The organism is Acetobacter malorum, assembly GCF_001580615.1.
Lineage (GTDB): Bacteria > Pseudomonadota > Alphaproteobacteria > Acetobacterales > Acetobacteraceae > Acetobacter > Acetobacter malorum.
In genome coordinates this window covers 1-19,978 of record NZ_LHZC01000056.1, presented here as the reverse complement: position 1 = coordinate 19,978, position 19,978 = coordinate 1, and the positions used below count along the sequence as shown (strand labels likewise).

The window sequence follows — 19,978 nt, the reverse complement described above, 5'->3', positions numbered from 1 at the left end:
GCCGGTTTAATCCTGCCCGGAGCGGAGACGGAAGGTCGCCGCTTCGGCCACATGGGGAGACTGAATGTCGGTCTCCCCAGCCAGATCGGCAATGGTGCGGGCAACGCGGATCATGCGGGTATAGCCGCGCGCTGAAAAACGGAACCGTGTCGCTATTTTCTGCGCCAGAGCCTGCGCTGCTTCCGTTATCGGCATCTGCTCCAGAGTAGCCTGTGCATTTTTCATGCCGTCGTGCCGGGCATATTGCCGCTGGCGAGCACCTTGCACCCGTTCCGCCACAGGAGCGCTTGCCTCGCCAGAGGGGCCGGAAAGATAGTCAAGCGGCACAAAAGGCTGCATCGCGACATGAATATCAATACGGTCCAGCAGCGGCCCGGAAAGCCGTGCCATGTAATCCTCGCCGCAGCGCGGGGCCTTGCGGCATTCCTTGCTGGCATCCCCCAGATACCCACATCGGCAGGGGTTCATGGCGGCAATAAGCTGGAAGCGGGCAGGGTAGGTTACGTGTAGCGCGGCACGGGCGATACTCACACGCCCCGTTTCCAGAGGCTGCCTCAGGGCTTCAAGCGCTGAGCGGGAAAACTCCGGCAATTCATCAAGAAACAGAACTCCGTGGTCTGCCAGACTGATTTCACCCGGACGCGCTTTGTTTCCACCACCCACCAGCGCTGGCAGGGTTGCTGAATGATGCGGGTCTCTGAAAGGGGGGCGTCGAATTGGCCGACCGTCTTTCAGTAATCCCGCGGCACTATAAATGCGTGAGACGTCCAGACTTTCCCGCTGCGTCAGGTCTGGCAGCAGACTGGGCAGGCGGGCTGCCAGCATGGATTTCCCAGCCCCCGGCGGGCCGGAAAGCAGAATGGAATGGCCGCCAGCCGCAGCAATTTCCAGCGCCCGACGCCCGGTTTCCATGCCCTTAATCTCAGAAAGATCCGGCAGACGCTCAGAGGAAGAGTCTGGCGCGCGCTCTGAAAAAGCCGGGGGTGTCAGAATCTGAAGGCCGGTGAAATGATTGATAAGAGCCAGAAGAGTGGGCGCACCCAGAATGGCAATATCGCCACCACACAGAGCTTCTTCCGCCTGCATGGCCGGGCAGATCAACCCCAGAGACATGGCGGATGCTTCAATAGAAGCAGACAGCACGCCAGCAACCGGATTGAGCCGACCATCTAGTGAGAGTTCACCCAAAGCCGCAAAACGCGCCACTTCTTCGTAGGGCAGAACTTCCATAGCGCAGAGCAGTGCAAGCGCTATGGGGAGGTCGAAATGCGACCCCTCTTTAGGGATATCCGCAGGGACAAGATTGATAACAATGCGCTTGGCAGGCAGTGCCATGCCCATGGAGGTTAGAGAGGCGCGGACGCGTTCCCGGGCCTCACCCACAGCCTTGTCGGGCAGGCCAACAATCAGAAATGCCGGGAGGCCGGACGAAATCTGGACTTCCACCCAGACCGGCCGCGCCTCTATCCCGGCGAAGGCAAAGCTACGGATGCGGGAATTGATCATTCCCGCCCCCGGACCGCCATTAGATCAATGACCCTGATAGATCAGACGGGCACGAATGGTGCCCTCAAGGTCACGCAGAGCGTGCAGGATGGTGTCATCCGTATCCTTGTTTTTACCCGTATCGGCTTCCACCACCACGTAGCCAATCTCACCATCCGTCTGCAGGAACTGCGCCGTGACGTTGCAGGTCTGCTTCAGGAAGATTTCGTTCAGACGCATCATCATGCCCGGCACGTTGTGGTGTACGTGCATGAAGCGCGTGCCACGCGGGCTCTGCGGGAGCTGCACACCGGGAAAATTAACGGCCCCGAAGGTTGACCCCACATCGGAATATTCAACCAGCTTGCGGGCAACTTCCACCCCAATGCGTTCCTGCGCTTCTGCGGTGGAACCGCCGATATGCGGCGTCAGGATGACGTTATCCAGCTCCTTGAGCGGCGTTTCCAGACGGTCATTCGGGCCTTTGGGTTCCTTGGGGAACACATCGATAGCCGCACCCAGCAGATGCTTGTCTTTCAGAGCCTCGGCCAGCGCATCGAGATCAACCACGTTCCCGCGGGCGTTATTGATCAGGAACGAGCCTTTTTTCATGGCGCGGATCTGCTCAGCACCCATCATATTCTTGGTGGTTGGGAGCTGCGGCACATGCAGGCTCACCACATCACTTTGGCTCAGCAGGTCTTCCAGCGTATCAACCGGCATGGCGTTCCCATGACCGAGCTTGTCCACCACATCATGATAAATGACGCGCATGCCAAAAGCTTCTGCCAGAACGGACAACTGTGAACCAATGGAGCCGTAGCCCACAATCCCGAGCGTCTTGCCGCGCACTTCCCAGCTGTTGGCAGCAGATTTGTTCCACAGGCCCTGATGGCAGCCAATGGAACCGGGGAAAATACGGCGCATGAGCATGACAATCTCGCCCATGACCAGCTCTGCCACAGAACGCGTATTGCTATACGGCGCGTTGAACACCGGAATACCATTCAGCCGGGCAGTTTCCAGATCCACCTGATTGGTGCCAATGCAGAAACAGCCAATGGCAATCAGGCGGTCAGCGCCTTCAATCACCTCTTTGGTCAGCTGCGTGCGGGAACGAATACCCACAACATGGACGCCTTCCAGAGCTTTTTTCAGGGCATCGCCTTCCAGCGCTCCCTTGTGGCGGACCACGTTCTCGTAACCGCTGGCTTTCAGCAGTGCGACAGCACTATCGTGAACGCCTTCAAGCAGCAGAATGCGGATCTTATCCTTGGGGAGGGACAGTTGCGTGCTCATGAGGAATGACCATACCTGTTGTGCCGAAGCGCAGGCCTATCGCAAAATGCGGTAAATTCATAGGTCTGGCGCTGTGAATCGTTAAAATGAGGGGGCCTGTCAGCCATGCCCGGCAAGAGTGCGCACGGCCTCAGCATGCAGAGCAGGGTCTCCCGCAGCCAGCACGGTCCGGTCTCCATTTGCTCTGAGCGGGCTGCCGTCCCATGCCGTGATTTTGCCGCCAGCCCCTTCAATAACCGGGACAAGCGCGGCCCAGTCCCACGGGTTCATGTCGCATTCTGCAATCAGATCAACCTGTCCGAGCGCCAGCAGGCCGTAGGCGTAGCAATCACCGCCCCATGTCATGCGCTTGGCGCGGGCTTTCAGCATTTTCCATCCCTCATGCGGTGCACTTTCCAGCATTTCGGGCGATGTGCAGGAGAGTTCTGCATCCGCCAGACGCGGGCAGGGGCGCGTGACCGGAGCGCCACCCAAAGGAGAAGTGAAGCGGGTCGGCTGCCCGGCCATGCCAATCCAGCGCTCTTGCAGAACAGGCTGATCAATCACGCCCAGCACAGGCAGGCCGTCTCGTAGCAGTGCAATGAGCGTGCCAAACAGGGGGCGCCCCGTCACAAAAGCCCGCGTGCCATCCACCGGGTCCAGGAGCCACCGATACCGGGCGGCATCATTCACAAGACCGAATTCCTCTCCAAACACCCCATGCTCGGGCAGGCGTTCCGCAAGAATAGCCCGCATCACGCGCTCGGCTGTGCGGTCTGCAATGGTCACGGGGCTTTCATCGGCTTTATCGATGACGCTGATGCCCCGACGGAACCATGGCCGCACCACGCAGCGGGCGGCCTCGGCCATCATGATGGCTACGTCCAGAAAGGGGTTAAGATCGTCATCGCTCATGGGGTCACCTTGGATCGGGAGAAGGAGCGGGGGCTTCAGCATCCCCCAATGTATGCAGATACGCGATAATATCCGCGCGTTGGGTCGGGTCTGGCAGGCCGACCAGAGACATACGCGTGCCGGGAGCAAAGCGAGCCGGGGAGGTCAGCCAGTCCGATAAAGCCTGATCCGACCAGAACTGCTTCTGCTGTCCCTTAAGTGCGGCGGAATAGGAATAGCTGGAAAGTCCGGCAATGCGACGGCCTGCTACACCAGAAAGATTAGGTCCAACGCCATCGGACGCGCCCTCATCCATGGCGTGACAACTCGTGCAGACCTGATGCACCAGCGCATCCCCTCTTGCAGCATCCGCATGGGCCATGAAGGGAGCAATGGGTTTATTGTCCAGACCGGGGAGAGAAAACGCAGGCTTTGCCGGGGCTGTCTGCGGCACAACGGCTGAGCCGACAGCGCTACACATCCATACGGACACGCCGGAAAGCAAAAAGGCCGCTCCCAGCCGGTTGAGAAACATGCTGTCCATACGAGAAGCCGGGTCCTCCGGTTGCGTTTGGCTCACGCCTTTTCTAGACTGCGCGCCGCTTCCTGTCATGCAGGGCGCTGTGCCAGTTTCGGCAGCGTTTTCACACTGTTTCCAAGGCTATATTCCGTGCCGTATTCCAGAGCAAGCTGATGATCTCCCCGCTTGTCATCATCCCAGCCCGGCTTGCCTCCACACGCCTGCCCGGCAAACCGCTGGCCGATATTGCCGGACGCGCCATGATTCTGCGGGTGCTGGATGCCGCCATTGCGGCGGATGTCGGCCCTGTTGCCGTTGCGGCAGCGGATCAGGAAATTTGTGATGTGGTGACACAGGCCGGTGGCCGTGCCGTGCTGACAGACCCGGATCTTCCATCTGGTTCAGACAGAGTCTGGCAGGCCGCACAAGCGCTTGACCCTGACGGCGAGCATGATGTGATCATCAATCTGCAGGGGGATCTGCCGACATTTTCTCCGGATGATCTGCGTGCCGTGATGCGCGTAATGCCTAACCCGGCCTTTGATATTGGCACGCTGGTAGCTCCGGTGCTGTCAGAAGAGGAAAAACTGGCGGCGTCCGTGGTTAAGGTTGCCTGCCATTTTGACGCAGACACACCCTGCGCTCCGGCCCTGTATTTCTCACGTAACCCGATTCCATGGGGTGAGGGGGTGCTGTGGCACCATGTGGGCGTTTACGGCTGGCGGCGGGAAGCGTTGAAACGTTTTGTATCCCTGGCGGAATCGGGCCTTGAACGCCGCGAGAAACTGGAGCAGCTTCGCGCTCTGGAAGCCGGGATGCGCATTGGCTGCGCACGCATTGACGCAGCGCCGTTCGGCGTCGATACCCCGGCGGACCTGGACCGGGCCCGGCAGCATTTCAAGGCATGACACACGCAATGACTGACAAAATCATCGCCTTTCAGGGCACCCTGGGCGCCTATTCCGACCTTGCATGTCGCACCGTTAAACCCGGCTGGCGCACTTTACCCTGCAAGACCTTTGCCGGGGCCATAGAGGCTGTTCAAACAGGCCGGGCCGATCTGGCCATGCTGGCCTGCGAGAACAGTCTGGCAGGGCGTGTGCCGGATATTCACACACTGCTGCCCGCGTCTGGTCTGCATATTGTCGGGGAGCATTTTCAGCGTATTGAACACTGTCTGCTGGGCGTCCCCGGTGCCAGACTGGAAGATATCAAGCGCGTCCACACGCACCCCGTAGCCATGGGGCAGATCTGCAATCTGTTGCGTGAGCGCGGCCTGACGCCTGTTACGGAGTTTGATACGGCGGGCGCTGCGGAACTGGTGGCACTCTGGGGCAAGAAGGAAGAAGCTGCCGTTGCCTCCGAACTGGCTGCGGAGCTGAACGGGCTGGAAATTCTGCTCAAAAACGTGGAAGATGCAAAGCACAACACCACGCGCTTCTACATTGCCTCCCGCACGGCAGAGCGGCCCGCCTGCGGCACTCCCCATGTCATGACGACTCTGATTTTCAACGTCAAAAACATTCCCGGCGCTCTCTATAAGGTACTGGGTGGCTTTGCCACCAACGGCCTGAACATGACGCGGCTGGAAAGCTACATGACGGGCGGAAGCTTTGCTGCAACGCGCTTCCTGATGGATGTAGAAGGCCATCCAGAAGAGGACAGGCTGGGCAAAGCTTTGTCAGAACTTGAATTTTTTGCCGAGAACGCCGAAATTCTGGGCGTATACACGCAGTCGCCTTTCCGGCGGCACATGACCGGCGCTCCCTCTGAAGACCAGACTTCAGGACCTGCAGACGCCATTTCGGGATAGACGACAGCTCATGTCAGACACACGCTTTACAGGCTCCATTACCGCCCTCATCACCCCCATGAACCGGGATGGCAGTCTGGATTTCACGTCCTTTGAACATCTGGTGAACTGGCAGATTGAAGAAGGAACGTCTGCGCTCTGCGCCATGGGAACAACGGGGGAAAGCCCGACCCTGTCGCATCAGGAGCATCACGAGGTTATCGAACGCGCCATCAAGGTTTCTGCTGGCCGCGCCCCCGTGATTGCAGGCGCAGGCTCCAACAGCACGAGTGAGGCGGTTGATCTGGCGCGGCATGCTGAAAAAGCCGGGGCGTCTGCGGTACTGGTCGTCACGCCCTACTACAACAAGCCGACGCAGGAAGGCCTTTACCGGCACTTCATGGCGGTTGCGGACGCAATTTCCATTCCGGTCGTGCTGTATAATATTCCCGGTCGTTCAGTGATTGATATTAGCGTCGAAACGATGGCCCGCCTGGCACGCCATGCCAATATTATCGGCGTGAAAGACGCCACGGCCAATCTGCTGCGCCCACTCCAAGTGCGCCGTGCCGTCAGCAAGCCTTTCAATCAGCTTTCTGGTGAAGATGGTACAGCCGTATCCTTCCTCGCAGCAGGCGGCGATGGCTGCATTAGCGTAACCTCCAACGTGGCTCCTGCTCTGTGTGCCCGCGTTCAGGCTGACTGGCAGGCTGGCCGCGTGGCAGATGCCATTGCCACCCAAGACAAGCTCCTGCCACTGCATGACGCTCTGTTCTGTGAAAGCAACCCGGCACCCGTTAAGTATGCTGCCAGCCTTCTGGGGCTGGCCGGAGAAACCTGCCGCCTGCCGCTGGCACCTCTGACTGAACCTTCTCGCCGACTGGTCAAAGCTGCGCTGGTTGATGTCGGACTGCTGAACTAAGCCATGGCAAAGAAACCAGCAAAGGCGACCATGATTTCTCATGGTATTGCCGCACAAAACCGCAAGGCGCGCTTCAACTACACCATTACGGAAACCATTGAGGCCGGTCTGGTCCTGAAAGGGGCCGAGGTCAAAAGCCTGCGTATGGGCCGGGCGACGATTGCTGAAGCTTTTGCAGCGGAACGCGATGGCGAGTTGTGGCTGCTCAACAGCTATATTCCTGAATATCAGGGCGGTGTTCTGTCCCGCTTTGATACCCGCGCACCGCGCAAGCTGCTTCTGCACCGCAAGCAGATTGAAAAATTTCTTGGCGCTATTGCGCGGGAAGGGGCAACGCTGGTTCCGCTCGATATTCACTTCAATGCCCGTGGCTGCGCGAAAGTAACGCTGGGTCTGGGCGAGGGGAAAAAGAGCGTGGACAAGCGCCATGCCATTGCGGACCGTGACTGGCAGAGAGACAAGGCCAGACTGCTACGCAACAAAGGGCGCGGGGACTACTAAGTCCCGCCTCTTTTTAAGGGCTTTTAAGTTCTTCCCGCTAAGAAGCAGGCATAAAAAAACCCCGCACAAGGCGGGGTTTTCTCGTTTTATACGGTTTGTATAAAACTTAGTCTGCGTCGATTGCAGCGGCTTCCGGGCCTTTCTGACCCTGAACAACCTTTACATTCGTGACCTGACCTTCGTTGAGGCTAGCCAGACCAGAGCGCTCCAGAGCAGAGGCGTGAACGAAGATGTCCTTGCCGCCGCCATCAGGCGTGATGAAGCCGAAGCCTTTGGTCGCATTGTACCATTTTACGGTACCGCGCACTTCTTCAGCAGAGGAAAGATCCGGGGCCGGACGCGGAGCGCGGCCACCAAAACCACCAGCGCGCGGTGCACCACCAAAGCCACCGGGAGCACGCGGGCGTTCCGGCTGAGCTGTGCTTTCGTCAACGGAAATGACTTCTGCAACCTGACGGCCCTTCGGACCCTGACCGATGCGCACGGACAGAGTGGCACCGGGGCTTACGCCGTCGTGACCAGCCTGGGAAAGGGCATTGGCATGCAGGAAGACATCGCCTGAACCATCAGACAGTTCAACAAAGCCGAAGCCTTTTTCGCTGTTGAACCATTTGACAGTCGCTCCGATTTCCGGACCGGAAGCGATAACCTGCGGGCCGCCACCTCCTGCGGGTCTGCGCGGAGCGTATCCGCCACGGTCACCACCGCCAAAAGCGGGGCGTTCGCCATAGGAAGGCGTTGACATAAAATCATCGTCAAATCCGCCGCGGCGCGGAGAACGAGAGCTGCGGTCGGTCCTGTTACTTCTCAACGGTCTTGATCCTGGAGCATGGAGAAGGCATTTGCTTCTCCAGATATTGAAAAATGGGCAGAGTGGTCTGCAACCACACCCAATCATGGCTTACCATACCGGGTGTGGTGTCGCTATAGAAAAGCATGAAATCGGGCCGGGTTTCATCTCTTTTCCAAGCTATAACATTTTTGTGACAGTTAGAGTGGAAATAGAGACTGACTGAACAGGCTGCAGAGCGGATAGCTGGGAATCAGGGTTTCTTGTTGCAGCGTAATCAACTAAAGAAAATAAAACTGACTCTGCATTGGCAGAACGAGAGGAAAGCTATGTCCACCGTCATGAAATTACCCCACGTGAGGTATATTGCAGCCGCAACCCTTATGCTGGCTGGTAGCGCTCTTGCTTCTCGCTCCGCACATGCAACGCCCTTGCAGGATAAGCAGGGCACATGGACTCTGCAGGGGGAAAACGATGCCGTTTCCACCCTCAAAGGCACATCTGACCAGTACTATACCAGTGGCCTGCGGCTGAACTGGACATCTGGCACCGATACGCTCCCCACACCCATTGCCGCTATTAACAAGGCAATCTGGGGGAATGGGGTGCAGCGCATCAGCATGGGCCTGCAGCAGATGATCTTCACCCCGCGTGATACGCAGTCCGGCAGCCCGTGGGCACCCGGGCAGCAGCAATCAAGCCTGCTGCGGGATCGTCCGTATTCCAGCCTTCTGCTGGGCACCATCAACCTGATTAATGATACAGACACCACACGCAGCGTGTTTGGTATTCAGGGGGGCGTGATGGGGCCGGCGGGTCTGGGGCGCCAGCTTCAGAATGGCTTCCATGGCGCCATTGGCGACACCAAGAATCAGGGCTGGAAGCACCAGCTGCAAAACCAGCCGATTTTTCAGGTGCAGGGCGGCCGCACATGGCGTCTGCCGCTGGTCAACCTTGGGCCAGTCCAGTTTGATACACTTCCCTCAGCGTCTGCCGCGATTGGTGATTACCAGATCTACGGCAAAATTAGCGACATGATCCGCTTCGGGCAGGGGCTTGATAGTGACTTTGGTGTACCGACCATTCAGGCAGCCGGAACGGATGGCACAGATGCCTATAAGGCAACACGCCCTGTGGCCTGGTACTTCTTTGGCGGGGTGACCGGTGAGGCCGTGGCGTATGATGCGTCTCTGGAAGGCAACACCATGCGCAGCAACTCTCTGCATGTGAACAAGAAGTGGGACGTGGGCGAAATTCACGCAGGTCTGGCGGTCATGTTCTATGGCCTCCGCGTGTCCTACAGCCAGGTCTGGCAGACTCAGCAGTTTGATGGCGCAAAATCAGGCCTCTTCAACTACGGCTCGCTCATGGTTTCAGCGAAATTCTGAGGCCCGTGATTATAAAAAGAACTTTTGCTTAAAAAATAGGCATTAATTTTCTGTAATTGTTCTTTTTTTGTGGTTTTTGCGCAACTTTATGAAGTTTCTGCCTCATTCTGAGGCGCAGATCCACGTTTTAGCTTGGCGTTAAGGAAACCGTCCTTTTACATTTGAACACAGAAAGACCCTCTGGTGTTCGATGGAAATGGAAATTCTGATGCCGCGTAAGAATGATGCCTCATCTGTCAGCAATGTTATCCCGTTCCAGATGGAAATCTTGTCGGGCCACCGGGAATACCTGTCTCGCTGGGTTCATGCCGGACACCCGATGGGCGTCTGTGATGCCGACATCTTTTCCGTCGAACAGCGGCAGGCTGGCGTATCTTCTGGCTATGTTCTGATCTGGGTGCGGGAAACCTCAGACCCTGCCTACAAAATCTATTCCCGCGGGAACAGCTGGGTGGTGATGGATGCCATTCGGGAAAACGTTCTGGGCCAGTTCCGCTCTTTTGCGGATGCCCTGCACATGGTGCGCCCGGTACTGCCCCGCCCGGAGAAAATTGTGGCCGCATGATATAAAATGTGGCCACCCACCACAGCGCTTTCTCCTCAAACACGGTCTTTTTCTGTAACACTCTGATGTCCCGCATCAGGGTGTTTTTTATTGGCGTCTCTCCTTGTCGCAACACGGCATCAGGGTGGCGCTGCGTGCCACAAGAAGGGCAGTAAAGCGATTTCAGGGATTGCACATCGGCTCTTCTCCTGCTGCAAGGTCTCAGCAAGACCTGCAAGCCTGACCTTAAGGAAGATGATATGACGACGATAACTCTCGCCCACCCAGACTCAACAGTTCATGAGGCGACAGCGGCGGCTATCATCCGGGTTCTGGAAGCAAATGATGTAGAGCCGGAAATTGTCATCGGCCCTAAATCTGCTCTGGCTGAGATGCTGAAAAATGGTGAGGTCGATCTTTACGTTTCCGCATGGCTGCCGGATGATTCCAGCCTGCTGGCACCGGGCGTCACCCCGCTCGGCAAGCTGTTCCAGCCGAGCGCATGCTGCTGCATCTCGCGCGAAGACGGGCCTGTTGTCTCCCTGAGCGACGTGGCGCAGGCCGGCCCTGAACTCTCCCGCACCATCATCACCCCGGCATCGCTCAAAAAGCATGTTGAGCAGATGCTTGCTGATTACGCACTGGCAGACGCAGGGTTCACCCTCAAAGTCCTGCCGGATGAAGAAGCTCTGGCCTCCATCACCACGGCACTGAACAGCAAAGAATGCATTCTCATGCCGCTCGTTCAGCCCTGTTTCCTGTTCCATCAGGGCGGCTTTCGTATCCTGTCCGACCCCAAAGGCAGCATGGGCAAAGAGCAGGAAGCCCGCATACTGATGCGTCCCGGTCTGGCTGACGACATGGATCAGGATTTGCAGGATGAGCTGGACGAGCTGATGCTGAGCGTCAAAGTGATCAGCGCTATGGATTTTGCCATGCGCACGGAAGGCCTGACAGCAGATGAAGCTGCCGAATCCTGGCAGCGAGGCAAACTGCTGCCACGCTAAAGGAGGGACTGCGCATGACAGACCACACCAGCACCGACACGCGGGATACTGAACTGGCAGCGCAGTACGAAGCGTATCCTTACCCCGAGCGAAACCCGCAGGATGAAGCCAAACGGCTGCTGATCGGCAGCCCCAGCCATTTGCGGGAAATTGATTACTGGGTGTTCGGGGCGCAACGCCCCCGCAGCCAGCCGCTCCGTGCCCTGATTGCCGGATGCGGCACGGGGGACGGCGCCATTATGCTGGCCACCCAGATGGCGCGTGCGGGCAGGCCGGGGGAAGTCATCTGCGTTGATCGCTCCCGCCACGCTCTGTCCATTGCTCAGGCTCGTGCCAAGGTGCGTGACCTGAACAATATCCGCTTTGTGGAAGGCTCTCTGACCGCATTGAACACGCTTGATCTCGGGCTGTTCGATTACATTGATTGCTGCGGCGTCCTGCATCATTTACCGGAGCCGGATGCAGCTCTTGCTGGGCTCGAGGCCTCCCTTGCACCCGGCGGCGGCATGGGGCTGATGGTCTATGCTCCGTATGGCCGCACCGGCGTCTATATGCTGCAGGATGCTCTGGAAGAGCTTGCTCCTTTTGATGAAAAACCAGCCACACGGCTGGATATGGCCAAGCGCGTGATGCGGCACCTGCCTGCCACGGCATGGCTGCGGCAGAATGGAAATTTTGGGGACCATCTGAGTGGCGGAGATGCAGGCCTATATGACCTGCTCCTTAACCCCAGAGACCGGGCCTATACGGTTGGTGCCTTTCTGGATCTGCTGGACAGGGCAGGGCTGGAAGCCTCCTGCCTGATGGAACCTGCGCGCTATGATCCGGCCCTGTTTCTGCCGGACCCGAAAGTGCGGGCACGCATCGCGCAACTCCCCGCGCGGGAGCAGGCGATGGTTGCGGAATCTCTGACAGGCAACATGGCAACCCACGTAGCCTATGTTGCCCGCAAAGGCGCAAGCATCACACGGGCTGATGCGTCCTCATTTGATGCGGTGCCCGTTATGCGGGAAATCCCCGGCATTGAGCTGGCCAAACAGATGCGTTCGGACCACACATTGCCGTTCGCATTCGGCACACTGGTTGTGCCCATTCCGTTGCCACCGCAGGCGCGGGGACTTCTTCCGCTTATTGATGGGGAGCGCACCGTGGGTGATCTGGCAGCTATTCTCGCAACACGCGGTGTGCCGGAAAACAAATTCCGCACCGTCTGGCAGGAAACCTTTCAGACGCTGGAACGCCTGAACCGCGTGCTTCTGCTGCCGCCCGCATGACGCTTACGCCTGAAACATCGGCAAGCAAGACCCATGGGCAGGCGGTGACGCCAATTCTCATTTTCGGAGCGGCACTCCGGGCTGACGGCACGCCATCGCCAGCCTTACAGCATAGGGTGCTGGCCGCTGTGCAGTTTGGAGCGAAGCAGAACGCGCCGCTCTACCTCGTCACTGGCGGGGTTCCGCGTAATGGTCTGACGGAAGCCTCTGTCATGCGCAGATTGCTTCTGGAAGCTGGAGCTCCCGCTGAGGCTATCCTTGAAGACCATGCCGCGACGGATACATTTGACTCCGTTGTAAACTGCACAAAAATCCTGAAAAAACAGTGTCTTGAAGGTCAAACTCTCGCTTTAGCAACAAGCACATACCACATGCCGCGCTGCCTTTTGCTGATGCGTCTGGCTGGATGGTCCGTGCAGGCCGTGCCGTTTCCATTCCCTGTAACCGGGCGGAAAAATATATTCCGAACGGGCCTGCGCATCGGGCATGAAGTTCTGGCCAGCTTGTGGGATGCTTTTCTGGTCTTGTGCTGGCGTATTGTGCGCTGAGCACGGGCGGCGTATCTTTCGCTTCTCTCCTTTCAAACAGCACTCCATGAACTGCGTTTGATCTGATTTCAGCCTGACAGGCTTGAAGAACCTCTTGAAACAGTAGGTATTATGGCTGTTTACGCTTTTATTTTTCCGGGGCAGGGTAGCCAGTCCGTCGGCATGGGGGCTGACCTCGCCGCTGCCTTTCCTTCAGCACGCGCCGTGTTTGAAGAAGTCGACGAAGCACTGGGCGAAAAGCTCTCCAAAACCATTTTTGAAGGGCCTATGGAGGCTCTGACCAGCACGGAAAATGCGCAACCGGCCCTGATGGCTGTTTCCATGGCTGTGCTGCGCGTTCTGGAAGAGCAGGGCGGTCTGGATCTGGCCGGAAAAGTGACACTGCTGGCCGGCCATTCCCTTGGAGAATATGCCGCTCTGGCCGCGGGCCGCGCTTTTGGTGTGACAGAAGCTGCCCGCTTGCTGCGTACTCGTGGTCTGGCCATGCAGAAAGCTGTGCCGGCAGGTGAGGGCGGTATGGCCGCTCTGATTGGCGCGACACTCGCCCAGACGCAGGAAATCTGTGAAAAAGCCGCTCAGGGTGGTGTTCTGGAAATCGCCAACGATAACGGCGGCGGCCAGATTGTCATTTCCGGCACCATGGCCGCAATCGACAATGCCATTGCGCTCGCCAAGGAAATGAAGATCAAGCGCGCCGTCAAACTGCCGGTGTCTGCTCCGTTCCATTCCTCACTGATGCGTCCTGCGGAAGATGTGATGGCCGAAGCTCTGGCCAAGGCAGACATCGCAGCTCCCATCGTCCCGGTTATCGCTAACGTAACTGCTGACAAAGTGAGCGATCCGGATGCGATTCGTCAGGCCCTGACAAAACAGGTGACAGGCCGTGTCCGCTGGCGCGAAAGCGTGGAAGCGATGACGAGCATGGGCGTCGATACCTTCGTGGAAATCGGTGCTGGCAAAGTGCTTTCAGGCCTTGTCCGCCGTATTGACCCCGAAGTTTCCACCAGCTCTGTTGGCACACCAGCAGACATCGAAACTCTCCTGAAATCTTTTTAAAAACAACGGAATAAAAGACTATGTTCAGGCTTGATGGAAAAACCGCCCTGGTTACGGGTGCTTCCGGTGGCATTGGCCGGGCGATTGCCGCCACCCTGCATGCTCAGGGGGCTACGGTCATCCTGTCTGGCACGCGGGAAGCCGTGCTGCAGGAGCAGGTCAAGGAGCTGGGCGGGGAACGGGCATTTTATGTCACGGCCAATCTGTCCGAAGCGGCTGAAGCTGACGCGCTGGTCGGCAAGGCCGAAGAGGCCGCCGGGGCTCCGCTGGATATTCTGGTCAACAATGCCGGCCTGACGCGTGACACACTCGCCCTGCGCATGAAGGATCAGGACTGGGATCAGGTTCTGAATGTGGATCTGTCTTCCCCGTTCCGTCTGTGCCGCGCTGCTCTGAAAGGCATGCTGCGCCGCCGTGCCGGCCGCATTGTCAATATTGCTTCCGTCGTCGGCACAACCGGTAATGCCGGGCAGGCTAACTATTCCGCAGCCAAAGCCGGGATGGTGGGCATGAGCAAATCCCTGGCACAGGAAGCCGGTTCTCGCGGCGTCACCGTCAACGTCGTGGCACCGGGCTTTATTGTCACGCCCATGACGGATGTGCTGCCGGATGCGCAGAAAGAAAAACTGACCAGCGCCATCCCGCTGGGCCGCCTTGGCAAACCAGAAGACGTGGCCTCTGCCGTGCTGTATCTGTGCACTGAAGAAGCCGGGTGGGTTACAGGCTCCACACTGCATGTTAATGGCGGTATGGCTATGGTATAAACACGCCCGGGAAGCTATTGCTTCAACAGGTCGTGCAAATTGTTTCCGGATGTGGCAGACAGGCTCCGTAAATGGTCTGGATGCACGTATCCGGAACACAGTTAACCGGTTCATGTTGGCGTGAACCGGAAAAACGTGCTAAGCGCCCGCAACCCTGTTGCGTGGGAGAGGAAAAGAGCGACATGCTCAGCCTTACCTGCAACAGGCAAACTGGCAGACTTAAGCGCCTAGATAACTTGCCCGATTTTCCAGGGCACATAGGAAGCAGAGACAGATGAGCGAAATCGCTGACAAGGTTAAGAAAATTGTGGTCGAGCATCTCGGCGTCGAGGAAAGCAAGGTCACGCCGGAAGCGTCGTTCATCGACGACCTGGGCGCAGACAGCCTTGATACCGTTGAACTCGTGATGGCTTTCGAAGAAGCTTTCAACGTCGAGATTCCGGAAGACGCTGCTGAGAAGATCGCCACGGTTAAAGACGCGATTGACTACATCGAGAAGCAGAAAGCTGCCTGATTCAGGCCGTCTTTTTTTGCAGACTAATATAAGGTCCCTCACTCCTTGAGGGGCCAGACAGATTCAAGCGGGGAGCGGGCTGGTTTGTTGCAGTCGGCCGGAGCAAATTCGGGCCGGAGACGCGTCGTCGTCACCGGTATGGGCATGGTGGGTCCTCTGGGCCTCGGTGTCGAAAACGTATGGTCACGTCTGATCGCAGGGGAAAGCGGGATTGAACGAATCACGCATTTTGACCCCAGCGATCTGCCTGCGCAGGTTGCCGGCCAGGTGCCGGAAGGACCGACTTCTGAAGGGAAGCTGACGCTTTCCGACTGGATATCGGTCAAAGACCAGCGCAAGATGGACCGTTTCATTCACATGGGACTGGTCGCAGCGACTGAAGCTGTGGAGGATTCCGGCTGGAAACCTCAGACTGAAGAAGACAAATGCGCCACAGGCGTGATGATTGGTTCAGGCATTGGTGGTCTTCAGACCATCTATGACGCCTCCATCACGGTGCATGAAGGCCGCGCCAAGCGTCTTTCGCCCTTCTTCATTCCATCAGCCCTCATCAACCTTGTCTCCGGACATGTGTCCATCAAATACGGGTTTCAGGGGCCGAACCACTCTGTGGTGACCGCCTGTGCAACCGGTGTGCATGCCATTGGTGACGCCGCACGACTCATCATGTTTGGTGATGCTGATGTGATGGTCGCAGGTGGTGCAGAAGCAACGGTCTGCCCGCTGGGCATTGCCGGGTTCTGCTCAGCAAGAGCGCTTTCTACCGGGTTTAATGAAACACCGCAGAAAGCCTCCCGCCCGTGGGATAAAGACCGCGACGGCTTTGTGATGGGTGAAGGCTCTGGTGTGGTTGTGCTGGAAGAGTACGAACACGCCAAGGCCCGTGGTGCCAAGATCTACGCGGAAATCGTAGGCTATGGCATGTCCGGGGATGCCTATCACATTACGGCACCGTCAGAAGGGCATTATGGGGCTTATCGCGCCATGCGCTCGGCTCTGAAAAGTGCAGGTGTGACACCTGCAGACATCGGCTACGTCAACGCACACGGCACCTCCACAATGGCGGATGACCTTGAGCTTGAAGCAGTTGAGCGTCTGTTTGGGGATGACGCCCGCACGCTGGCCATGTCTTCTACCAAATCCTCCACCGGGCATCTGCTTGGTGCGGCGGGTGCGATTGAAGCCATCTTCTGCATCCTGGCGATGCGCGATAACGTGGCTCCTCCCACGCTTAACCTTGATAACCCGTCACGCGAGAGCGTGATTGACCGGGTCGCGCATACGGCGCAGCAGCGGCAGATTAATGTTGCTCTGTCCAACAGCTTCGGCTTTGGCGGGACAAACGCCAGTCTGGTTGTCCGCCGCGTCTGATAAAGGACGATATGCGCAGGTTATTATCGGTTCTGTTCCTTCTGCTCCTTATGGGGGCAGGGGGAACAGCCTTTAAAGCATGGCTCGATTATAAAAATCCGGGGCCATTAGCTCACGAGACTGATGTTGTCATTCCGCATGGCGACTATCTCAGCACAATTCATACATTGCAGCAGGCTGGTGTTCTTCAGTCTGGATACTGGACAGAACGGCTCTGTCTCGCCGCTGTCCTGCTCACGCGCAAAGACGGGCAGCTCCACGCGGCTGAACTGCATTTTCCGGCTTTTGTCTCCATGCAGGACGCCCTGCATATCATACGGCACGCCCATCCTGTTCTGCACAAGCTGACCATTCCAGAAGGCCTGACTGCGTATCAGATTCAGGCGCTGCTTCAGGCGGCTCCATTTTTGGAAGACGACGCACCATTGCCGGCAGAAGGCAGCGTCATGCCTGAAACTTACGGGTATTTGCGTAATACCAGCCGTAAGGCGCTGGTGGAACGCACGCAGGCAGCCATGACCAAAGCAGTCCAGGCCATCTGGAACAAACGCACGCCGGTGCCGGAAATTCCTGATGAGCAGACGCTGGTGACTTTGGCCTCTCTGGTGGAAAAGGAAACAGCCCTTCCTGCCGAGCGACCTCTTGTGGCGCGTGTCTTCCTCAACCGGTTGCAACAGGGCATGAAGCTGCAAACAGACCCAACCGTGATTTACGCCCTGACCAACGGCACACCGCCTCTGGGCAGAGCGTTGACGCATACGGATCTTCAGGTCAGCAGCCCTTACAATACCTATATGGTTACAGGCCTGCCTCCGGGGCCAATCTGCTCACCGGGCTTATCTTCTCTGGAAGCCGTAGCGCATCCGGCAACCGGAGATATGCTGTATTTTGTGGCAAACGGGCAGGGGGGCCACAGCTTTGCGGCCAGCCTGACGGAGCACAATAAAAATGTGCAGGTTTTTCGGCAGAAAAAACAAGCGGATCATGCCTCTACGCCGCAGCAGTAAAGGCATGAAGCCGTAAAAGCGCAGCCTTATCCGCGCCCGGTAATTACTTTACCGGGGCCAGATTTTCATGCTGGACGCTACCCATGCTGCCAGATCCCGTCGTGCTGACAGCATCACTCCCGATCGTATCGGCACCCGTCGTCGCAGTACGCTGGGTGGCAGTGCCTGTCTTACTTGTTGTGGTTGTGGCCGAAGCCATTTTTCCATAGCGGGTCAGCACGCTCCGCAGCGGATCAGCGCCCGGATTGTTCACACGCATAGACACAACAATATCTTCCGGCCCAACGCTCTGGCTGTAGTAGGACCGGTTGGCGTCGCTGTTGACTGTGAGTTTGGTCCCACCAAGAGCCGCACCGGCAAAGAGACCCTGAGACTTCTGCGCAACAAGAATGTCCGTATTTCTGGCCCCGGCATTGCCGCGCTCGGCATTGCTGCTGAGGGTTGCGAAGGACACACCGGCGTTGGCCCCAAATTGGAACTGGCTATCCAGCAGCGCTTGTAGTCCACGGTCCGTCATAACAAAGAACATGGCCTGAGAATTCTGGACCCCCAGCTGAATCCCGAAGGATGCCGTGCTGAGCGTATAGAACGCCGGGTCTGACCATGATCCGCGGGCGTCTCGGGCCAGCAGCAGGCAGCCCCCACCAGCCCCACCAAAGGCAATGGACATGCGGAAAATGGAAGGACACACCATGACGGCGCGGGCCTTCCCCAAATTCATAGCCACGGTGCTTTGCGGTGTAGCCCCCACAAAAATGTCCTGCACCGTCAACGCAGCTTTATCGACAAGCGTCTGCCCGCTATCAGCCGCGCGCGCCTGCAGCGGCGCACAGGTCAGAGCGGTTGCCATCCCCAGAGCAAGAGAAAAGGAGGAAAAACGGTAAACTGACCGCATTCTGGTGGTCTCCATTATGGGCCTAAATTACTGGCCTAGCCTTACGTCTCGTTTGTGGCGGCAGAATGGCCCGAAGGCCAGCCTCCACTGCTTTTAATCCAGAGAAATTCCTACGGCAGAGGAGAGAGCCTGCGCAATATGCGGGTTTGCCGCCAAAATTGTCGCTGGCCCCGTCAGGCCACCTTCCTTCAGGAAAGGTGATACACAGGCCCCGGCTTCCGCCAGAAGGGGAAGAGCGGCCGCCACGTCCCACAGATTGATGACAATTTCGATATAACCATCCAGCCGCCCACACGCGACGTCCGCCAGCGCCAGCGCGCCCGACCCACCGGAGCGCGGCATAGCCCCCAGATCCATGATGGCATCGATTTTTTCCATGAACACCGGTTTGGGCACCCGGTTGCTCCAGCCCATCTCGATCATGGCGCTGGCCGGATCTTTGACCGGAGAAGCCTGAATGCGTTTGCCGTTGAGGAACGCACCCTGACCACGCAGAGCCGTGTAAACCTCGCCAAGGGCCGGCGCTTCGATCACCCCGGCCACGGGCTCATCTCCATCCAGCAGGCCAAGAGACACACACCAGCGGTTCCGACCACGAGCATAGTTGGACGTGCCGTCAATCGGGTCCACCACCCAGCGCAGGCTGCCGGCACGGGCAACGCCACCTTCTTCCCCTTGAAAGCCATCATCCGGGAATAAGGCCTGCATCCGTTGGGCAATAAAGCTTTCCACGGCGCCATCTGCTTCTGTCAGCCAGTCCTGCGCCGACTTCTGTTTCCCTTCCGGGCCACCGGGAGCGGGGCGCATGGACATGGCAAGACGCGCTGCATCCTGCACCACAGCCCGTGCGGCTTCCAGACGATAAGCGAGGGCGGGGCTGGGTGAAGACATGGGCAGCAGGCTCCAGATTAAGAAATATTATAAAACAATACCATAGTCCGAAGTCTGTGCGGAAGCGACTGCCTTTCTCCCTCCGTCATGCGTGGGAAGTCTGCCTCAGAAAATGAAGCAGATTCCGGTCTGCCTTGCTTTAATTTTTCTTTTTATAAAGGTCTTTCGGCCAGCGACGATGCAGCCAGAGCCAGCTTTCCGGCTTTCGCCTGATCCAGCTTTCCAGTCGGTCATTCACCGCCTGCACCAACAGGCTCAGGTCCTGCTTCTTATCGCCCGTAGCCGGCAGTTCCATCGGGGGTTCAACCACAATCCGCAAGCGGGCGGGACCAAGCCGCTCGACGTAGCCGGGGATAACCGTGCAGCGATAGCGTAACGCCATAGCGGCCAACGCCGGTGCCGTCATGGCGGGGCGGCCAAAAAATGTGGCTTCAACACCGTCATTCATTTTCTGGTCTACCAACATACCCAGCCGGCCACCTTTGGAGACGTAGGCCAGAGCCTCTCGCGCCCCGCGCGCACCCTTTGCAAAAAGCG

The 19,978-nt window shown here is 58.0% G+C and carries 22 protein-coding genes; 14 read left to right on the top strand and 8 right to left on the bottom strand.

Going from position 1 to position 19,978, the window contains the following annotated elements; translation table 11 throughout:
• Nucleotides 1–6 precede the first annotated feature (6 nt).
• The 4 genes from AD930_RS14305 to AD930_RS14290 all read right to left on the bottom strand — a co-directional run bounded on the left by AD930_RS14305 (nt 7) and on the right by AD930_RS14290 (nt 4,237).
• Entirely contained in the window at nt 7–1,506 is a 1,500-nt protein-coding gene (locus AD930_RS14305) for a YifB family Mg chelatase-like AAA ATPase (RefSeq protein ID WP_061506785.1), read from the bottom strand.
• A gap of 24 nt (nt 1,507–1,530) precedes the next feature.
• The gene (gene serA / locus AD930_RS14300) at nt 1,531–2,784 is read right to left on the bottom strand and encodes a phosphoglycerate dehydrogenase (RefSeq protein WP_043552628.1); all 1,254 of its coding nucleotides are present in this window, start codon (nt 2,782–2,784) and stop codon (nt 1,531–1,533) included.
• A gap of 99 nt (nt 2,785–2,883) precedes the next feature.
• Nucleotides 2,884–3,678: an inositol monophosphatase family protein gene (locus tag AD930_RS14295; RefSeq protein ID WP_061506784.1), complete on the bottom strand. Its 795-nt coding sequence runs from the start codon at nt 3,676–3,678 to the stop codon at nt 2,884–2,886.
• Between the two features lie 4 nt (nt 3,679–3,682).
• Entirely contained in the window at nt 3,683–4,237 is a 555-nt protein-coding gene (locus tag AD930_RS14290) for a c-type cytochrome (RefSeq protein ID WP_244150606.1), read from the bottom strand.
• A 113-nt stretch (nt 4,238–4,350) separates the two neighbouring features.
• Here AD930_RS14290 and AD930_RS14285 point away from each other — a divergent pair, with 113 nt between their 5' ends.
• The 4 genes from AD930_RS14285 to smpB are packed head-to-tail and all read left to right on the top strand — an operon-like array spanning nt 4,351 to nt 7,392.
• Nucleotides 4,351–5,085, top strand: a complete 735-nt coding sequence (locus AD930_RS14285; RefSeq protein ID WP_061506782.1) for a 3-deoxy-manno-octulosonate cytidylyltransferase — start codon at nt 4,351–4,353, stop codon at nt 5,083–5,085.
• Between the two features lie 8 nt (nt 5,086–5,093).
• The gene (locus tag AD930_RS14280; RefSeq protein WP_061503127.1) at nt 5,094–5,990 is read left to right on the top strand and encodes a prephenate dehydratase; all 897 of its coding nucleotides are present in this window, start codon (nt 5,094–5,096) and stop codon (nt 5,988–5,990) included.
• 10 nt (nt 5,991–6,000) lie between these two features.
• A complete protein-coding gene (gene dapA, locus AD930_RS14275; RefSeq protein ID WP_061506781.1) occupies nt 6,001–6,891 on the top strand; it encodes a 4-hydroxy-tetrahydrodipicolinate synthase in 891 nt (296 codons plus the stop codon).
• A gap of 3 nt (nt 6,892–6,894) precedes the next feature.
• Nucleotides 6,895–7,392 carry an SsrA-binding protein SmpB gene (gene smpB, locus AD930_RS14270; protein WP_043552618.1) on the top strand — a complete coding sequence of 166 codons (498 nt, stop codon included), beginning with the start codon at nt 6,895–6,897 and terminating at the stop codon, nt 7,390–7,392.
• A gap of 106 nt (nt 7,393–7,498) precedes the next feature.
• Here the strand turns inward: smpB and AD930_RS18445 are convergent, their stop codons facing one another.
• Nucleotides 7,499–8,203 (bottom strand): cold-shock protein, encoded by a 705-nt coding sequence (locus AD930_RS18445; protein ID WP_082779481.1) that lies wholly within the window; start codon nt 8,201–8,203, stop codon nt 7,499–7,501.
• 320 nt (nt 8,204–8,523) lie between these two features.
• On the opposite strand from AD930_RS18445, the gene AD930_RS14260 reads away from it, so the two are divergent.
• The 10 genes from AD930_RS14260 (at nt 8,524) to mltG (ending at nt 17,655) form a co-directional block, all read left to right on the top strand.
• Nucleotides 8,524–9,570 carry a lipid A deacylase LpxR family protein gene (locus AD930_RS14260; protein WP_156102615.1) on the top strand — a complete coding sequence of 349 codons (1,047 nt, stop codon included), beginning with the start codon at nt 8,524–8,526 and terminating at the stop codon, nt 9,568–9,570.
• A gap of 208 nt (nt 9,571–9,778) precedes the next feature.
• Nucleotides 9,779–10,135: a hypothetical protein gene (locus AD930_RS14255; protein ID WP_043553398.1), complete on the top strand. Its 357-nt coding sequence runs from the start codon at nt 9,779–9,781 to the stop codon at nt 10,133–10,135.
• A 239-nt stretch (nt 10,136–10,374) separates the two neighbouring features.
• Entirely contained in the window at nt 10,375–11,121 is a 747-nt protein-coding gene (locus AD930_RS14250) for a glycine betaine ABC transporter substrate-binding protein (RefSeq protein WP_061506780.1), read from the top strand.
• A 14-nt stretch (nt 11,122–11,135) separates the two neighbouring features.
• Nucleotides 11,136–12,395 carry a class I SAM-dependent methyltransferase gene (locus AD930_RS14245; RefSeq protein ID WP_061506779.1) on the top strand — a complete coding sequence of 420 codons (1,260 nt, stop codon included), beginning with the start codon at nt 11,136–11,138 and terminating at the stop codon, nt 12,393–12,395.
• Entirely contained in the window at nt 12,392–12,943 is a 552-nt protein-coding gene (locus AD930_RS14240) for a YdcF family protein (protein WP_061506778.1), read from the top strand. Before AD930_RS14245 ends, AD930_RS14240 begins: the two co-directional genes overlap by 4 nt.
• 111 nt (nt 12,944–13,054) lie before the next feature.
• Entirely contained in the window at nt 13,055–13,999 is a 945-nt protein-coding gene (gene fabD, locus AD930_RS14235; protein ID WP_043552608.1) for an ACP S-malonyltransferase, read from the top strand.
• A 20-nt stretch (nt 14,000–14,019) separates the two neighbouring features.
• Nucleotides 14,020–14,763, top strand: a complete 744-nt coding sequence (fabG, locus tag AD930_RS14230) for a 3-oxoacyl-[acyl-carrier-protein] reductase (protein ID WP_043552606.1) — start codon at nt 14,020–14,022, stop codon at nt 14,761–14,763.
• 274 nt (nt 14,764–15,037) lie between these two features.
• On the top strand, nt 15,038–15,277 hold the full coding sequence (locus AD930_RS14225) for an acyl carrier protein (RefSeq protein ID WP_006557907.1): 240 nt from the start codon (nt 15,038–15,040) through the stop codon (nt 15,275–15,277).
• A gap of 84 nt (nt 15,278–15,361) precedes the next feature.
• On the top strand, nt 15,362–16,648 hold the full coding sequence (gene fabF, locus AD930_RS14220; protein WP_043552604.1) for a beta-ketoacyl-ACP synthase II: 1,287 nt from the start codon (nt 15,362–15,364) through the stop codon (nt 16,646–16,648).
• An 11-nt stretch (nt 16,649–16,659) separates the two neighbouring features.
• Nucleotides 16,660–17,655 (top strand): endolytic transglycosylase MltG, encoded by a 996-nt coding sequence (gene mltG / locus AD930_RS14215; RefSeq protein WP_061506777.1) that lies wholly within the window; start codon nt 16,660–16,662, stop codon nt 17,653–17,655.
• Between the two features lie 43 nt (nt 17,656–17,698).
• Here mltG and AD930_RS14210 read toward each other — a convergent pair whose 3' ends face one another.
• The 3 genes from AD930_RS14210 to AD930_RS14200 all read right to left on the bottom strand — a co-directional run.
• Nucleotides 17,699–18,550 carry a lipid-binding SYLF domain-containing protein gene (locus tag AD930_RS14210; RefSeq protein WP_082781939.1) on the bottom strand — a complete coding sequence of 284 codons (852 nt, stop codon included), beginning with the start codon at nt 18,548–18,550 and terminating at the stop codon, nt 17,699–17,701.
• 93 nt (nt 18,551–18,643) lie between these two features.
• Entirely contained in the window at nt 18,644–19,441 is a 798-nt protein-coding gene (locus AD930_RS14205; RefSeq protein ID WP_061503144.1) for an inositol monophosphatase family protein, read from the bottom strand.
• 139 nt (nt 19,442–19,580) lie between these two features.
• Nucleotides 19,581–19,978: lysophospholipid acyltransferase family protein (locus tag AD930_RS14200; protein ID WP_167375199.1), on the bottom strand; the 398-nt coding region annotated here is incomplete at its 5' end.

What these genes read in the sequence shown, in the direction of transcription:
- serA (WP_043552628.1), bottom strand. Translation starts at nt 2,784, where the DNA reads ATGAGCACGCAACTGTCCCTCCCCAAGGATAAGATCCGCATTCTGCTG.
- smpB (WP_043552618.1), top strand. Translation starts at nt 6,895, where the DNA reads ATGGCAAAGAAACCAGCAAAGGCGACCATGATTTCTCATGGTATTGCC.
- AD930_RS14280 (WP_061503127.1), top strand. Translation starts at nt 5,094, where the DNA reads ATGACTGACAAAATCATCGCCTTTCAGGGCACCCTGGGCGCCTATTCC.
- mltG (WP_061506777.1), top strand. Translation starts at nt 16,660, where the DNA reads ATGCGCAGGTTATTATCGGTTCTGTTCCTTCTGCTCCTTATGGGGGCA.
- AD930_RS14285 (WP_061506782.1), top strand. Translation starts at nt 4,351, where the DNA reads ATGATCTCCCCGCTTGTCATCATCCCAGCCCGGCTTGCCTCCACACGC.
- AD930_RS14245 (WP_061506779.1), top strand. Translation starts at nt 11,136, where the DNA reads ATGACAGACCACACCAGCACCGACACGCGGGATACTGAACTGGCAGCG.
- AD930_RS14295 (WP_061506784.1), bottom strand. Translation starts at nt 3,678, where the DNA reads ATGAGCGATGACGATCTTAACCCCTTTCTGGACGTAGCCATCATGATG.
- AD930_RS14250 (WP_061506780.1), top strand. Translation starts at nt 10,375, where the DNA reads ATGACGACGATAACTCTCGCCCACCCAGACTCAACAGTTCATGAGGCG.
- AD930_RS14255 (WP_043553398.1), top strand. Translation starts at nt 9,779, where the DNA reads ATGCCGCGTAAGAATGATGCCTCATCTGTCAGCAATGTTATCCCGTTC.
- AD930_RS14260 (WP_156102615.1), top strand. Translation starts at nt 8,524, where the DNA reads ATGAAATTACCCCACGTGAGGTATATTGCAGCCGCAACCCTTATGCTG.
- AD930_RS14210 (WP_082781939.1), bottom strand. Translation starts at nt 18,550, where the DNA reads ATGCGGTCAGTTTACCGTTTTTCCTCCTTTTCTCTTGCTCTGGGGATG.
- dapA (WP_061506781.1), top strand. Translation starts at nt 6,001, where the DNA reads ATGTCAGACACACGCTTTACAGGCTCCATTACCGCCCTCATCACCCCC.
- AD930_RS14240 (WP_061506778.1), top strand. Translation starts at nt 12,392, where the DNA reads ATGACGCTTACGCCTGAAACATCGGCAAGCAAGACCCATGGGCAGGCG.
- AD930_RS14225 (WP_006557907.1), top strand. Translation starts at nt 15,038, where the DNA reads ATGAGCGAAATCGCTGACAAGGTTAAGAAAATTGTGGTCGAGCATCTC.
- fabD (WP_043552608.1), top strand. Translation starts at nt 13,055, where the DNA reads ATGGCTGTTTACGCTTTTATTTTTCCGGGGCAGGGTAGCCAGTCCGTC.
- fabG (WP_043552606.1), top strand. Translation starts at nt 14,020, where the DNA reads ATGTTCAGGCTTGATGGAAAAACCGCCCTGGTTACGGGTGCTTCCGGT.
- AD930_RS14205 (WP_061503144.1), bottom strand. Translation starts at nt 19,441, where the DNA reads ATGTCTTCACCCAGCCCCGCCCTCGCTTATCGTCTGGAAGCCGCACGG.
- AD930_RS14305 (WP_061506785.1), bottom strand. Translation starts at nt 1,506, where the DNA reads ATGATCAATTCCCGCATCCGTAGCTTTGCCTTCGCCGGGATAGAGGCG.